Annotated in this window: 9 protein-coding genes; 6 read left to right on the forward strand and 3 right to left on the reverse strand. The window is 70.4% G+C overall.

Annotated features, from left to right (window positions below; translation table 11 throughout):
• Positions 1–6: 6 nt before the first annotated feature.
• Complete coding sequence (locus AB0F61_RS12590; protein ID WP_357807795.1) at positions 7–1,014, reverse strand: LacI family DNA-binding transcriptional regulator; 1,008 nt, start codon at positions 1,012–1,014, stop codon at positions 7–9.
• 146 nt (positions 1,015–1,160) lie between these two features.
• On the opposite strand from AB0F61_RS12590, the gene AB0F61_RS12595 reads away from it, so the two are divergent.
• Genes AB0F61_RS12595 through AB0F61_RS12615 form a run of 5 tightly spaced genes read left to right on the forward strand, consistent with a single transcriptional unit; the run spans position 1,161 to position 6,932 of the window.
• Positions 1,161–2,675 carry an alpha-N-arabinofuranosidase gene (locus AB0F61_RS12595; protein WP_357807798.1) on the forward strand — a complete coding sequence of 505 codons (1,515 nt, stop codon included), beginning with the start codon at positions 1,161–1,163 and terminating at the stop codon, positions 2,673–2,675.
• A gap of 60 nt (positions 2,676–2,735) precedes the next feature.
• Complete coding sequence (locus AB0F61_RS12600; protein WP_357807803.1) at positions 2,736–4,067, forward strand: ABC transporter substrate-binding protein; 1,332 nt, start codon at positions 2,736–2,738, stop codon at positions 4,065–4,067.
• 6 nt (positions 4,068–4,073) lie between these two features.
• Positions 4,074–5,039, forward strand: a complete 966-nt coding sequence (locus tag AB0F61_RS12605) for a sugar ABC transporter permease (protein WP_357807806.1) — start codon at positions 4,074–4,076, stop codon at positions 5,037–5,039.
• Positions 5,040–5,049: 10 nt separating this feature from the next.
• Positions 5,050–5,907, forward strand: coding sequence for a carbohydrate ABC transporter permease (locus AB0F61_RS12610; protein ID WP_357807809.1), 858 nt, complete (start codon positions 5,050–5,052; stop codon positions 5,905–5,907).
• Positions 5,904–6,932 carry a glycoside hydrolase family 43 protein gene (locus AB0F61_RS12615; RefSeq protein WP_357807813.1) on the forward strand — a complete coding sequence of 343 codons (1,029 nt, stop codon included), beginning with the start codon at positions 5,904–5,906 and terminating at the stop codon, positions 6,930–6,932. The genes AB0F61_RS12610 and AB0F61_RS12615 overlap by 4 nt, the downstream gene beginning before the upstream one ends.
• Positions 6,933–6,973: 41 nt before the next feature.
• Here the strand turns inward: AB0F61_RS12615 and AB0F61_RS12620 are convergent, their stop codons facing one another.
• Positions 6,974–8,470, reverse strand: coding sequence for an amino acid permease (locus AB0F61_RS12620; protein WP_357807816.1), 1,497 nt, complete (start codon positions 8,468–8,470; stop codon positions 6,974–6,976).
• A gap of 298 nt (positions 8,471–8,768) precedes the next feature.
• Between AB0F61_RS12620 and AB0F61_RS12625 the strand changes: the two genes are divergently transcribed.
• Positions 8,769–10,421, forward strand: a complete 1,653-nt coding sequence (locus AB0F61_RS12625) for a family 10 glycosylhydrolase (RefSeq protein WP_357807819.1) — start codon at positions 8,769–8,771, stop codon at positions 10,419–10,421.
• A 132-nt stretch (positions 10,422–10,553) separates the two neighbouring features.
• On the opposite strand, the gene AB0F61_RS12630 is transcribed toward AB0F61_RS12625, so the two are convergent.
• A complete protein-coding gene (locus AB0F61_RS12630) occupies positions 10,554–13,394 on the reverse strand; it encodes an adenylate/guanylate cyclase domain-containing protein (RefSeq protein WP_357807822.1) in 2,841 nt (946 codons plus the stop codon).
• Positions 13,395–13,515 lie beyond the last annotated feature (121 nt).

Below are 13,515 nucleotides of genomic sequence, written 5' to 3' on the forward strand. Positions count from 1 at the left end.
CGGGGGTCACCGACCCTGGGTGGATTCGCGAATCTCCAGTCGGTAGGGGGCGGAGAGTTCTTTTGTCGGGGCGGCGCGGTCGCCATCCAGGCGGTTGGCGAGGAGCTCGACAGCCAACTGGGCGATCCGCTCCTTGTCCGGGGCGACGGTGCTCAGCGTGGGGATGGAGAACCTGCCGTCCTCGATGTCGTCGAAGCCGACCACCGCCACGTCCTCGGGCACCCGCAGGCCGGCCTCGTGCAGGGCGCGCAGGGCGCCCAGGGCGAGCGTGTCGTTGAAGCAGAAGACGGCGTCGGGGCGTACGCCGGAGGTGAGCAGGGCCCGCATGGCGGCCGCGCCGTCGGCGCGATGCCAGGCCGACGCGGGCGCAACAAGGGTTTCGTCGTAGTCGAGCCCGGCGGCGCGCAGCGCGTCGGTGTAGCCGGCGAGGCGCAGCCGGGCGCTGGCGCCCTCGTCGGTGCGCTGCGAGCCGATGGCCGCGATCCGTCGGTGGCCGAGCTTGATCAGGTGCTCGGTGATCTCCCGGGCGGCGGTCACGTTGTCGATCACCACGCGATCCGCGGGGCCGTGCTCGACCCGCTCACCGAGCAGCACCATCGGGGTGCCGTCCAGGCTGGCCAGGTCCTCGGCGGTGAGCGCCAACGGGCTGAAGATGAGCCCGTCGATCAGGTGGTCGGTGATGCCGGAGGCGACCACCCGTTCCTGTTCGCGTCGACCGCCGGTCTGGTCGATGAGCACCGTCCAGCCGTACGCGGCGGCGGCGGTGACCACATGGCGGGCCAGCTCGGCGAAGTACGGGATGTCCAGTTCCGGAACGGCGAGGGCGATCACGCCGGTGCGGCCTTTGCGCAGGTGGCGGGCCGAGAGGTTGGGCCGGTAGTTGAGTTCGGCGATCGCCTCCTCGACGCGGGCACGGGTGTCCGGCCGAACGTGGACGTAGCCGTTGACGACGTTGGAGACGGTCTTCACCGACACGCCGGCCCGTTCGGCCACGTCTTTGAGCCTGTGTCGCATTCGCAACCTCCCCGATGTAACCCAGCGCACCATACCTCGCCACCAGCTCTTTACAACGTTGCCTACAACGTTGTAGAAACGGTGGACGCCGGGTGAACGGTGACTGCGCTCACCCGGGCATCGGCACGAGGAAAGGTGGCACCCCCTTGCGGACCGCGCAGCTCACGGTCGACCCGGCCTTCTCCATCGGCCCGGCCGACCGACGCCTCTTCGGCTCCTTCGTCGAGCACATGGGGCGGTGCGTCTACGGCGGCATCTACGAGCCGGGTCACCCCAACGCCGACTCCCGTGGCCTGCGCCGCGACGTGCTGGACCTGACCCGCGAGCTGGGCGTCTCGGTGGTCCGCTACCCGGGCGGCAACTTCGTCTCCGGCTACCGCTGGGAGGACGGGGTCGGCCCGGTCGGCAACCGGCCACGCCGGCTCGACCTGGCCTGGAAGACGATCGAGACCAACGCGTTCGGGTTGGACGAGTTCATGACCTGGGCCGCCGAGGCCGGCGTCGAGCCGATGATGGCGGTCAACCTCGGCACCCGCGGCGTGCAGGAGGCCCTGGACCTGCTGGAGTACGCCAACCACCCGGGTGGCACCGAGCTCTCCGACCTGCGCCGCAAGCACGGTGCCGAGGATCCGTACGGGGTGCGACTGTGGTGCCTCGGCAACGAGATGGACGGCCCGTGGCAGGTCGGCCACAAGACCGCCGACGAGTACGGCCGCGTCGCCGCCGAGGCCGCCCGCGCGATGAAGATGATCGACCCGTCGATCAGCCTGATCGCCTGCGGCAGCTCCAACCGGCGGATGCCCACCTTCGCCTCGTGGGAGGCGACGGTGCTGGAGCACACCTACGAACACGTCGACTACATCTCGGCGCACACCTACTACGACCCGTCCGACGGCGACCAGGCCAGCATCCTGGCCTCGGCCGTCGACATGGACAACTTCATCACCGAGGTCGTCGCGACCGCCGACCACGTGGCCGCCAAGCAGCGGCACAAGCGCAAGCTGAAGATCTCCTTCGACGAGTGGAACGTCTGGTACGAGTCCCGCCTCCAGGCCGACCTGGACCGGCGCGGCTGGGTCGAGGCCCCGGCGCTGATCGAGGACGACTTCACAGCGGTCGACGCCGTGGTCGTCGGTGACCTGCTGATCACGCTGCTCCGGCACGCCGACCGCGTCGGGGTGGCCGCGCAGGCCCAGCTCGCGAACGTGATCGCGCCGATCCGCACCCGCAACGGCGGTCCGGCCTGGCGGCAGAGCATCTTCCACCCGTTCGCGCTGACCGCCCGGTACGCGCGGGGCACCGTGCTGCGCACCGAACCGGTGTCGCCGCGCTACGACACGAAGAGGTACGGGGACGTGCCGGTGCTCGACACCGTCGCCGTGCACGACGAGGAGACCGGCGAACTGACCGTGTTCGCGGTCAACCGGGACTCCACCGAGCTTCCGCTGGAGATCGACCTGCGCGGACTGCCGGATATGTCCGGCCTGTCATTCCAATGCATCGCTGCCGGGTCTGACCCGTCAGCGACGAACACCGAGGCCGAGCCCGACCGGGTGACGCCTCGTGACCTACCGATCCCCACCCCCGACGGCGGCCGGTGCACCGTGCTCCTGCCCGCCGTGTCCTGGAGCGTGCTCCGCTTCGGCCCGGCCAGCGCCTGACTGTCGCACCGGTCTGAGCAGGCACAATTCATACCGTCCCCCCTCAAGGAGAGATAAAGCATGATCCAGAACGATATGAGCCGGCGGCGCCTGCTCGGCCTCGGTCTCGGACTCGGCGCCGCGGCCTCGCTGACCCTCGCGGGTTGCGGCGGCGGCGATGACAACGCCTCCGGGCCGGCGGCCGGCAACGGCGGCAAGGAGTACACCGGCCCCAAGGTGGACCTGAAGCTGTGGAACGGCTTCACCGGCGGTGACGGCGAGATCTTCAAGACGCTCGTGAACCAGTTCAACACCGAGCACAAGAACATCGCCGTGTCGGTGGCCACGTACCAGTGGGAGGACTACTACAACAAGCTCCCCGGTGCGGCCTCCAGCGGCAACGGCCCGGACATCGCGGTCATGCACATGGACCAGCTCGCCACCTTCGCCGCCCGCGGCGTGATCACTGAGCTGGACGACGTGGCCAAGAACCTGGAGCTCTCCGAGGCGGACTTCGCGCCCACCGTGTGGCAGGGCGGGCTCTACAACAACAAGCGGTACGGCATCCCGCTGGACATGCACCCGCTGGGCTTCTACTACAACAAGGCCGTCATGCAGAAGGCCGGCCTGGACCCGAACAAGCCGCCGACCACCAAGGACGACTTCACCGCGGCGCTCACCGAGTTCAAGAAGTCGGGCGTGCAGGGCTTCTGGGTCAGCCCGTTCCAGTTCACCGGCGGCATGACGTTCTACTCCCTGCTCAACCAGTGGGGTGGCAGCCTCTTCGACGCCGAGGTGGCCAAGGCCACGTTCAACTCCGACCCGGCGGTCGAGGCGTGCACCTGGCTGGTCGACATGATCAAGCAGGGCCACTCGCCGGCCAACGTGGGTCAGGACGCCGAGTACCTGGCGTTCAAGAGTGGCAAGAACGCCTTCACGTTCAACGGCATCTGGCAGATCAACGATCTGTTGAAGAGCCCCGAGGTGCAGTGGGGTGTCGCCCCGCTCCCCCAGCTCGGCAGCAAGCCGGCGGCCTGGGCCAACTCGCACAACTTCACGATCGTGAAGCAGCGGGCCGCGAACGCCAACAAGGTCTCCGGCGCGAAGGTCTTCATCAACTGGCTGAGCCAGCACTCGCTGGACTGGGCCAAGGGCGGCCAGATCCCGGCCCGCAAGGACGTCCGGGAGAGCGCCGAGTTCAAGGCGCTGCCGGCGATCTCGGCACTCGCCCCCGAGCTGGAGTACGCGGCGTTCCCGCCGGCGACTCCGGGCCTCGGCGAGGTCATCAAGACCTTCTACGACTCGTTCAACGTGGCCGCGCTCGGCAAGAAGACGCCCAAGCAGGCGCTCGACGAGGGCGTGACCAAGGCCAACAAGCAGCTCGAGGAAAACCGCAAGAAGTACGGGAGCTGATAACCAGTGGCGGACGTGATCGAGGTCGGGGCGGCGCGCGGTGACGCGCCGCCCCCGGCGGCCAACGCAGCCCGCCGGACCGCTTCGGCGGGTCGGACCAGACGGGCGACGCCATATCTGTTCCTTGCCCCGTATCTGGTCCTGTTCGGGGTCTTCGGCCTGTTGCCGATCGTCCTCGGCCTCTGGCTGAGCGTGCACCAGTGGGACTTCCAGTTGCCCAACCGGCCGTTCGTCGGGTTGGACAACTACAAGCAGCTCTTCTCCAGCGACTCCGCCGTGTACGGCGACTGGTGGCAGAGCGTCCGCGCCACCGCGATCTTCACGGTGCTGTCGGTGCCGCTGCTGGTGGTCGTACCGCTGGGACTGGCGCTGCTGCTCAACCGCTCCTTCCCGGGCCGGACGTTCTTCCGGGCGGTCTACTTCGCGCCGTACGTGCTGGGCGTGGCGGTGATCGGCCTGCTCTGGCGGTTCCTGCTCGACGCCAACCTGGGCCTGGTCAACCGGCTCCTCGGCGTGGTCGGGTTGCCGTCGGACACGCCCTGGGTGACGAACATGCCGTGGGCGTGGATCTCGCTGGTCGGGGTGACCGTCTGGTGGACCTCCGGCTTCAACGCGGTCATCTACCTGGCCGGGCTACAGGACATCTCGCCGGAGTTGTACGAGGCGGCCCGGATGGACGGGGCCAGCGCGTGGCAGCGGTTCCGCAACGTCACACTGCCCGGGTTGCGTCCGGTGCTGCTCTTCGTGATCACGACGACCGTGCTCGCCTCGGCGAACATGTTCGGCCAGTCGTTCCTGATCACCCAGGGGACGCCCGGCACGGAGACCCGCACGGTGGTGTGGTTCATCGTCGAGGAGGGCCTGCGCAACAACAACGCCGGCCGCGCCGCCGCGATGAGCATCGTGTTCGCCCTGCTGCTGGCGGTCGTGAGCATCGCCAACTTCCGCCTCTTCCGCTACAAGGAAGACTGAGGGGATCGCCATGACGACGCCCACGCCGACCACCGACGGCTCCGGATCGGGGCTTCGCCGGGTCGGGCTCTACGCCACCCTGGTCGCGCTGACCCTGGTCTTCCTGGTTCCGCTGGTGTGGATGGTCCTCACCTCGCTGAAGACCTACCCGGCCGCTCAGGAGATCCCGCCGAGTTGGCTGCCGAATCCGCTCGCGGGCTACGGCTACGAGCAGATCCTCAACAACTCGGCGAACCCGGTGCTGCGGTGGTTCCTCAACAGCATGGTGGCCGCCACGCTGCACTCGCTGCTGGTGCTGGTGACCGCCTCGATGGCCGCGTACTCCCTGGCCCGGCTGAAGTTCCGGGGCCGTGGGGTGACCTTCGCCCTGATCGTCGGGACGCTGTTCATCCCGCCGACCTCGCTGATCATTCCGAACTTCCTGATCGTCGACCAGCTCAACTGGATCGACACCCTCGCCGTGGTGGTCGTGCCCGGCGCGGCAAGCGCGTTCGGGGTCTTCTTCCTGCGGCAGTTCTTCCTCTCCCTGCCGAACGAGCTGGAGGAGGCCGCCACGCTCGACGGCGCCAACCAGTGGCAGATCTTCTACAAGGTGGTGCTGCCGCTGTCCAAGCCGGCGCTTGCCACCCTGGCCGTGCTGTCGTTCCTCACCAACTGGAACGACTTCCTCTGGCCGATCTTCGTGCTGTTCAGCCCGGAGAAGCTCACCCTGCCGCCGGGCCTGGGCCTGCTCCAGGGCTCGTACGTCACCGACTACCCGGTGATCATGGCGGGCGCGGTGCTGGCAAGCGTGCCGGTGCTGATCCTCTTCGTGCTGGCCCAGCGGCACATCATCCAGGGCGTCTCCCGCAGCGGCCTGAAGGGATGACGCGTACGACCGCCCGGCGACGTGGCGCGGCGGCGATCGTTCTCGCCGCCGCGCTGCTCGTTACGGGTTGTGCCGACGACACCGAACCCACCCCCACCACGAGCAGCGGGAGCGACCCCAGCATGTTCACCAACCCGATCGTGAAGACCGACGGCCCGGACCCGCAGGCGATCCAGGTGGGCGACACCTGGTACCTGTTCCACACCAACTCCGGTGGCCGCAACGTCCCGGTGCTCACCTCCACGGACCTGGTCGAGTGGACCGAGGCCGGGGACGCCCTGCCGACGCTGCCGGACTGGGCGGACGCCGGCAAGACCTGGGCGCCGGAGGTCATCCAGTTGGCGCCGGACAGGTTCGCGCTCTATTACACGGTCGCCGGCCGGGAGTCGGGCCGGCAGTGTGTCGGGCGGGCGGTGGCCAGCGCGCCGCAGGGGCCGTACTCGGACGACGCGGCCGGCCCGTTGATCTGCCAGGCCGACCTGGGCGGGGCGATCGACGCCAGCCCGTTCCGGGACACCGACGGCAGTCTCTGGCTGCTGTGGAAGAACGACGGCAACGCCATCGGGGTGGACACCTGGCTCTGGTCGCAGCGCCTCGCGGACGACGGTCTGACCCTCGTCGGCGAGCCGACGAAGCTGCTGAAGCAGACCGAGCCGTGGGAGGGCACCCTGATCGAGGGGCCGTTCTTCCACCGCCAGGACGGTCGGCTGCTGCTCTTCTTCGCCGCCAACGCCTACGACAGGGCGGAGTACGCCGAGGGCTACGCGGTCTGCGAGAGCCCGACCGGCCCGTGTGTGAAGGCCGCCGAGAACCCGATCCTGAAGAGCACCGAGGCCGCCTCGGGGCCCGGTCACGCCTCGATGGTCGTCAAGGACGGCCGGACCTGGCTGCTGTACCACGCCTGGCCGCCCGGCCAGGAGGGCAGCACCGACCCCGGCCGGCAGGTCTGGCTCGACGAGGTGACCTGGGTCGACGGCAGGCCCGTGGTCAACGGCCCGACCGCCACGCCGCAACCCCGCCCCTGAGCTGATCGTGCGGAGGGGCCCTCGGCCCCTCCGCACATCGGTCAGGCGATCGGCTCGCGGGGGGTCGGGGCGACCGCCGGTTCGTGCCGGGCCAGCCGGTTGCGGCGGTAGCCGTAGCCGAAGTAGATGATCCCGCCGAGCAGCATCCAGGCCAGGAACCGCAGCCAGGTCTCCACCGACAGGTTGAGCATCAGGTAGAAGCAGGCAAGCGCCGAGACGATCGGCAGCACCGGGGAGAACGGCACCCGGAACGGCCGCTCCAGGTCCGGGCGCTTGCGGCGCAGGATCGGCACCGCGATCGACACCAGCACGAACGCGCAGAGCGCGCCGATGCTGACCAGGTCGGCAAGCGCGGACAGCGGCAGGAAGCCGGCCAGCAGCGCGACCGCCACCGTCATGATCGCCGAGATCCGGTACGGGGTGCCCCAGCGCGGATGCACCGCCGCGATCGACGGCGGGATCAGCCCGTCCCGGGCGATGGCGAAGCCGATCCGGCCCATCGCCACGAGGTCGACAAGGATGACGCTGGTCAGGCCCGCGACGGCGGCGATGGAGACGAGCGTCGCCGCCCAGCCGGCGCCCACCGACTCGAACGCCGACGCGATGGGGGCGCCCCTGTCGATCTCGGTGTACGGCACCATGCCGACGACCACCAGGGAGACGCCGATGTAGAGCACTGTGGAGATCAGCAACGTGCCGAGCAGACCCAGCGTGAGGTCCCGCTTGGGCTTGCGCGTCTCCTCGCCCAGGTTGGCCACGGCCTCGAAGCCGGTGTACGCGAAGAACACCACGGCGGCGGCGCTGAGCACCCCGACGAAGCCGAAGACCGACGGCTCCAACCCGAAGAGCGCCTGCGTGACAGGCTGCTTGATGCCGTCGTCACCGCTGCCGGCGGGCTCGGCCGACGGGATGAACGGGCTGAGGTTGGCCGCCTTGACGAAGAACAGGCCGGCGACCACCACGAACACGCAGATCGCCACCTTGACCAGCACCAGCAGGTTGGTGACCCGGGCGGACTCCCGGATGCCGATGATCCCCACGATGCCCAGGATCAGCACGATCGCGATCGCGCCGACGTTCACCGTGCTGCCCTCCTCGCCGAACCACCGGGTCGGCAGGTCGAGCAGTTCGGCGAGGTAGCCGGACCAGCCGCGGGCCACCACGGCCGCGCCGAGCGCGAACTCCAGCAGCAGGTCCCAGCCGATGATCCAGGCGACGATCTCGCCCATGGTGGCGTACGCGTAGGTGTAGGCGCTGCCGGCCGTCGGCACGCTGGAGGCCAGCTCGGCGTAGCAGAGGGCGGCGAGCAGGGCGACCACGCCGGCGATGGCGAAGGAGATCACCACGCCCGGTCCGGCGCTGTCGCGGGCTTCGATGCCGGTGAGCGTGAAGATGCCGGTGCCGATCACGATGCCGATGCCGAAGCCGGTGAGGTCGACCGCGCCGAGCCGTCTCTTCAGCCCGAGTTTGCCGTCGCTGCCGTCGGCGTCGCCCTGGGCTATGACGTCCTTGATTGGTTTGGTTCGCAGCACGGACATGCGCTCACCCCTCCCACCCCTCGACCACCACCGTGACGGCCGGCGATCGGGGTTGCTACCCAGCGGCGGGTTCCGCCAATCTCGTAGGCCCCTCGACAGCGCGTGCGAGCCCGGTCACGAGGAGCAACCGGACGATCGGCATCGGAGGGCGTGAGACCCGCCGATCGACGTGATCGGGCGCGAACCCTTGCGGCGGGGACCCCGAGTATGAAAATTTCCTTCCAGGGACAGATAGGCAGCGGCGAATCTTGCCGACCCTCCCCCGCACACCGGGAGCCCCACCGAAGGGACACACCGCATGAAGGCCACACGACTGGGTGCCGCCGGGCTGGTCGCAGCCCTGCTCGGCACCCTCGTCACCACGACCCCCGCGCACGCCGCGCCCAGCGCGGCAGCCACCACCACCTGCACCACCGACCCGGCCACGCCGAAGCGTCAGTTCCGGGCCATGTGGATCTCGTCGGTGGTCAACATCGACTGGCCCAGCAAGGCGTCCCAGACCAGCCCGGACCGGGTCGCCACCCAGCAGGCCGAGTATCGGGACCTGCTGGACCTCGCCGAACGGCTGCACCACAACGCAGTCGTGGTGCAGGTCCGGCCCACCGCCGACGCGCTCTGGCCCTCGGCGTACGAGCCCTGGTCGGAGTACCTGACCGGCGTCCGTGGACAGGACCCCGGCTGGGACCCGCTGGCCTTCCTCGTCGACGAGTCACACAAGCGCAACCTGGAGTTCCACGCCTGGTTCAACCCGTACCGCGTCTCCATGCCGGCCCCCGGCGGCGCCGGCGCCGACCTGACCCAGCTCGCCCCCGGCCACCCGGCCCGGCAACACCCGGACTGGACCTTCGCCTACCCGCCGGCCGGCGTGGCCGGCAGCCGGCTCTACTACAACCCCGGCATCCCCGAGGTCCGCGAGTTCGTACAGACCGCGATGATGGACGCGGTCAAGCGGTACGACATCGACGGCGTCCACTTCGACGACTACTTCTACCCCTACCCCAGCGGCACCTACCAGGTGCCCGACGACGCCACCTTCGCCGCGTACAACCGGGGCTTCACCGACCGGGCCGACTGGCGGCGGGACAACATCAACCTGCTGATCCAGGAGATGAACGGCAAGATCAAGGCGGCGAAGCCGTGGGTGAAGTTCGGCGTCAGCCCGTTCGGGATCTGGCGCAACAAGGCAGCCGACCCGCTCGGTTCGGACACCACCGGCAGCCAGTCGTACGACATCATCTCCGCCGACACCCGTAAGTGGATCAAGCAGGAGTGGATCGACTACGTGGTGCCGCAGCTCTACTGGTACATCGGCCAGTACCCGGCCGCGGACTACGCGCGCCTCGTGCCGTGGTGGGCCGAGACGGTGCGCGGCACCCGCGTGCAGCTCTACATCGGTCAGGCCGACTACAAGAGCGGCGATCCGGCGTACGGGCCGTACTGGCAGAACCCACGTGAACTGTCCGACCACCTGACGCTGAACCGGTCCTACCCCGAGGTGCAGGGCAACGTGCACTTCTCGGCCGTCCAGGTGCGGGCCAACCGGCTCGGCGCCACCGACAACTACGCCGCCGAGCACTACTCCCGCCCGGCTCTCGTGCCGGCCATGCCGCACCTGCCGGCCAAGCCACTGCTCTTCCCGGTGATCACCAGGGCGGCCCGGGAGAACGACGGGGTTCGGCTCACCTGGCGGCAGCCGGCCGACGGCGTCGGGCCACTCGGCACCGCCACCTCGTACGCGATCTACCGGTTCGACGGCACCACGCTGCCCGGCCGGTGCGCCACTGCCGACGCCGCGCACCTGGTCGACACCGTCCGGGCCACGCCCGGCGGGTCGCAGTCCTGGGTGGACACCTCGGCCGTGCCCGGCCAGCGCTACACCTACCAGCTCACCGCCCTGGACCGCCTGGCAAACGAAAGCCCCACCAGCCCGCCCGCCTTCACCCCCCGCTAACCCACCCCCACCCACCCACCCCACCCACCCCACCGGCACGGTGATCAAGAGGTTTGCGTCAGCGGACGCCCGGTTCCTGACGCAAACCTCTTGATCAACAAGGCGAGGGGTGGGGGTGGAGGTGGGGTGGGGTCAGGCGCGTTCGGTGCGGGTTGCCGGGTGGCGGTCGGGGTCGGCGGGGCGGCGGGGGGTGGGCTGGGACAGGCCGGTGCTGAAGCGGGTCGAATCCGCGGCCAGGTCCGGGTGCTCCACGTCCAGTGCCAGCGCAGCGGCCTCGTCCAACCCCAACTCGGCGCCCTCGCCGTACGCGTCGTCGAACACCGCGTCGCCCAACTGCGCGCGCAGTTCCGCCTGCTGTTCGGCCCAGTAGCCGCCGTAGATGCCCGGGGTCGCGCGCATGCTCGCCCGGGTGGCCTGCGCCGCTCCGAACAGGCGAGCCGCGGTCAACCGGTCCCCGCCGATCGCGCAGCGCACCGCGACCGCGTTCAACGTGTCACACGCCCGACCGTGGTAGCCATGGCCCATCCGCGAACGCAACGCCACCAGCAGGTGCTCGTGCGCGGCGATCACGTCACCCCGGGCCAGCGCGACCATCCCGAGCAGCATGTCCACCGACCGCCGGCCCCGCTCCACCGGACGGGCCGCCTCCACCGGACGGACCGCCCCCAGCAGGTCCGCCGACTCCTCCAGGGCGCCTCGCCGCCAGAGCAGCTCAGCCAGGCTGAACACCGCCAACAGCGCTTCGCCGACCACGTCCTGCCCGTGCGCCCAGTCGATGACCTCCCGGCACACCCGCTCGGCTTCGACGAACTGCCCCATGTCCACAAGCGGCGCCGCCCTGCCGGCGAGCACCCGGGCCAGCAGCCCGGCATCGCCGGCCTGCCGGGCGGCCGCCTCCGCCCGCTGGGAGTAGCGCAGCTCCTCGGCGAACTCACCGTCCGCGCCGGCGTGCAGCGAATGCATGTGGTAAACCGCAGCCAGCTCCGCCTCCGGGATCCGCTCACCCGTCTCGGCGATCCGCCCGTACAACCGGAACAGCCACAGCCGCCCCTCCCGGGCCAGGCCCCGCTCAAGCCACCACTGGTCCAGGCCGCCAGCCAGACCCAGACCGGCACGGGCGCTGCCGCCGGTGGCGCACCACCGCAACGCCGCGCGTACCTCCCCGGCCAAGGGGTCGAGGGCATACAGCGACAGCGTCACCGGACGGCCGTCCTGACCCAGGTGTGCCCGGTCCACCGCATGCGCCGACCAGGCCACATGCCGGTTCCGCGCGGCCTGCTCCTCACCCGCCTCGGCCAGCCGCCGCGCCGCGTACGCCCGGATCGGGTCGAGCATCCGGTAGGTGCTGCCGGTGGCCCGCGGCTCGGCCAGCACCATCGACTTGTCCACGAGCACCGAGAGTGGATCCAGCGGATCGTCACCCAGCAGCCACTCCACCGTCGCCAGGTCCACCGGCCCGGCGAAGACCGACAGCCAGCGCAGCAGGCGGGCGGCCCGAGGCCCCAGCGTCCGGTACGACCAGGTGACGGTCGCCTGCATGGTCATGTGCCGTTCCGTGGCCGACCGCTGCACCGCCCTGCTCGCCGGGGTGGGCGGCGACGCCCCGGACGCCGCGGCGACCAGATCCACGGTGTCCTGCTGGTTGCCGGACCAACCGCGCTCCACCGGCGGCGGATCCGGGTCCTCCCGACCGGCGTCCAACGTGCCGAGAACGTCGTCCAGGCGCTCCGCGAGCTGGCCCACCGAGAGCACCCGCAACCGCGCGGCGGCCAGCTCGATGGCGAGCGGCAACCCGTCCAGCCGCTGCACCACCCGGCGGAGATCGGCCGACTCGGCCGGGTCCGGCCGCCGACCGCCCCGCGCCGCCGCCGTACGGTCCAGCAGGAGCGCCACCGCGTCGCTCTCCGCACCGTCCGCCCGCGGGTCGACCGAGAGCGGCGGGATCCGCCACACCACCTCGCCCGGCAGGCTGAACGACTCACGGCTGGTCGCCAGCACCCGCACGCCAACCCCGCCGGACAACAACCGCGCGATCACCTCCGCACAGGCGGCCGGCTGGGTGTCACAGGTGTCCAGGACGACAAGCATGCGGCGGCCGGCCGCGTACTCGACAAGGGTGTCCAGCATCGGCCGGCCCGGCTCGGGTCGCAGGCCGAGCACCGCGGCGATCGCGAACGCCACCAGCCCCGGGTCGGTCACCGAGGCGATGTCGACGAACCACACCCCGTCCGGGTACGCCTCGACGACCCCACTCGCCAACTCCACAGCGAGCCGGGTCTTGCCCGCCCCGCCCGCGCCCAGCACCGTGATCAGGCGGTGCTGCTCCACCAGCAGGCCCAACTCGACGCGCTCGGCCTGCCGACCGACGAACGACGTCACCTGCGTCGGCAGATTGTGCGGCACCGCGTCGGCGGTCCGGGGGCGCGGGAACTGCCGCTCCAGACCCGGCGCGACCAGTTGGAAGAGTCGTTCCCTGTCGTCGAAGCCGCGCAGCCGGTGCAGACCGAGGTCGAGCAGGGTCGCACCGGGTGGCAACGGCTCGGCCCGGCGGGCGGTGGACGCCGAACAGAGCACCTGCCCGCCGTGCGCCGCGGCGGCCACCCGGGCGGCCCGGTGCACCTCGGGGCTGGCGTAGTCGCCGTCGCGCGGCTCGGCGTAGCCGGTGTGCAGTCCCATCCGCACCCGGGGTGCGGCTTCGGCGGTGGGCCAGTCGTGGTTGGACAGCGCCCGCTGGGCGGTCAGGCAGGCGGTGAGCGCCGCTGCCGCGTCCTCGAAGGCCAGGAAGAACGAGTCGCCCTCGGTCAGCAGCTCCGCGCCACCCGTGCTGGCCAACGTTCGGCGCAGCAGCCGTCGGTGCTCGGCGAGCACCGGGCGGTAGTCCGGGCCGAGCAACTGGGCCAGCCGGGTCGAGCCCTCGATATCGGTGAAAACGAAGGTCACCCAACCGCTCGGGAGCTGGATCCGTGGCGACATGCGTGGAACCTCCGCCCGTGACGTCGGGTTCATGCTGCCTGAGTCCGAGCGGTAACGCATCGTGAGAACGGTCGGGCAGATGCCGCCTCAAAGTGCCACTCGGGCCCGCTCACGGCAAGGC

The organism is Micromonospora sp. NPDC023888, assembly GCF_040639415.1.
GTDB lineage: Bacteria > Actinomycetota > Actinomycetes > Mycobacteriales > Micromonosporaceae > Micromonospora.

Coding starts and splice junctions, on each gene's coding strand:
- AB0F61_RS12590 (WP_357807795.1), bottom strand. CDS start 1,014: ATGCGACACAGGCTCAAAGACGTGGCCGAACGGGCCGGCGTGTCGGTG.
- AB0F61_RS12600 (WP_357807803.1), top strand. CDS start 2,736: ATGATCCAGAACGATATGAGCCGGCGGCGCCTGCTCGGCCTCGGTCTC.
- AB0F61_RS12610 (WP_357807809.1), top strand. CDS start 5,050: ATGACGACGCCCACGCCGACCACCGACGGCTCCGGATCGGGGCTTCGC.
- AB0F61_RS12615 (WP_357807813.1), top strand. CDS start 5,904: ATGACGCGTACGACCGCCCGGCGACGTGGCGCGGCGGCGATCGTTCTC.
- AB0F61_RS12620 (WP_357807816.1), bottom strand. CDS start 8,470: ATGTCCGTGCTGCGAACCAAACCAATCAAGGACGTCATAGCCCAGGGC.
- AB0F61_RS12625 (WP_357807819.1), top strand. CDS start 8,769: ATGAAGGCCACACGACTGGGTGCCGCCGGGCTGGTCGCAGCCCTGCTC.
- AB0F61_RS12630 (WP_357807822.1), bottom strand. CDS start 13,394: ATGTCGCCACGGATCCAGCTCCCGAGCGGTTGGGTGACCTTCGTTTTC.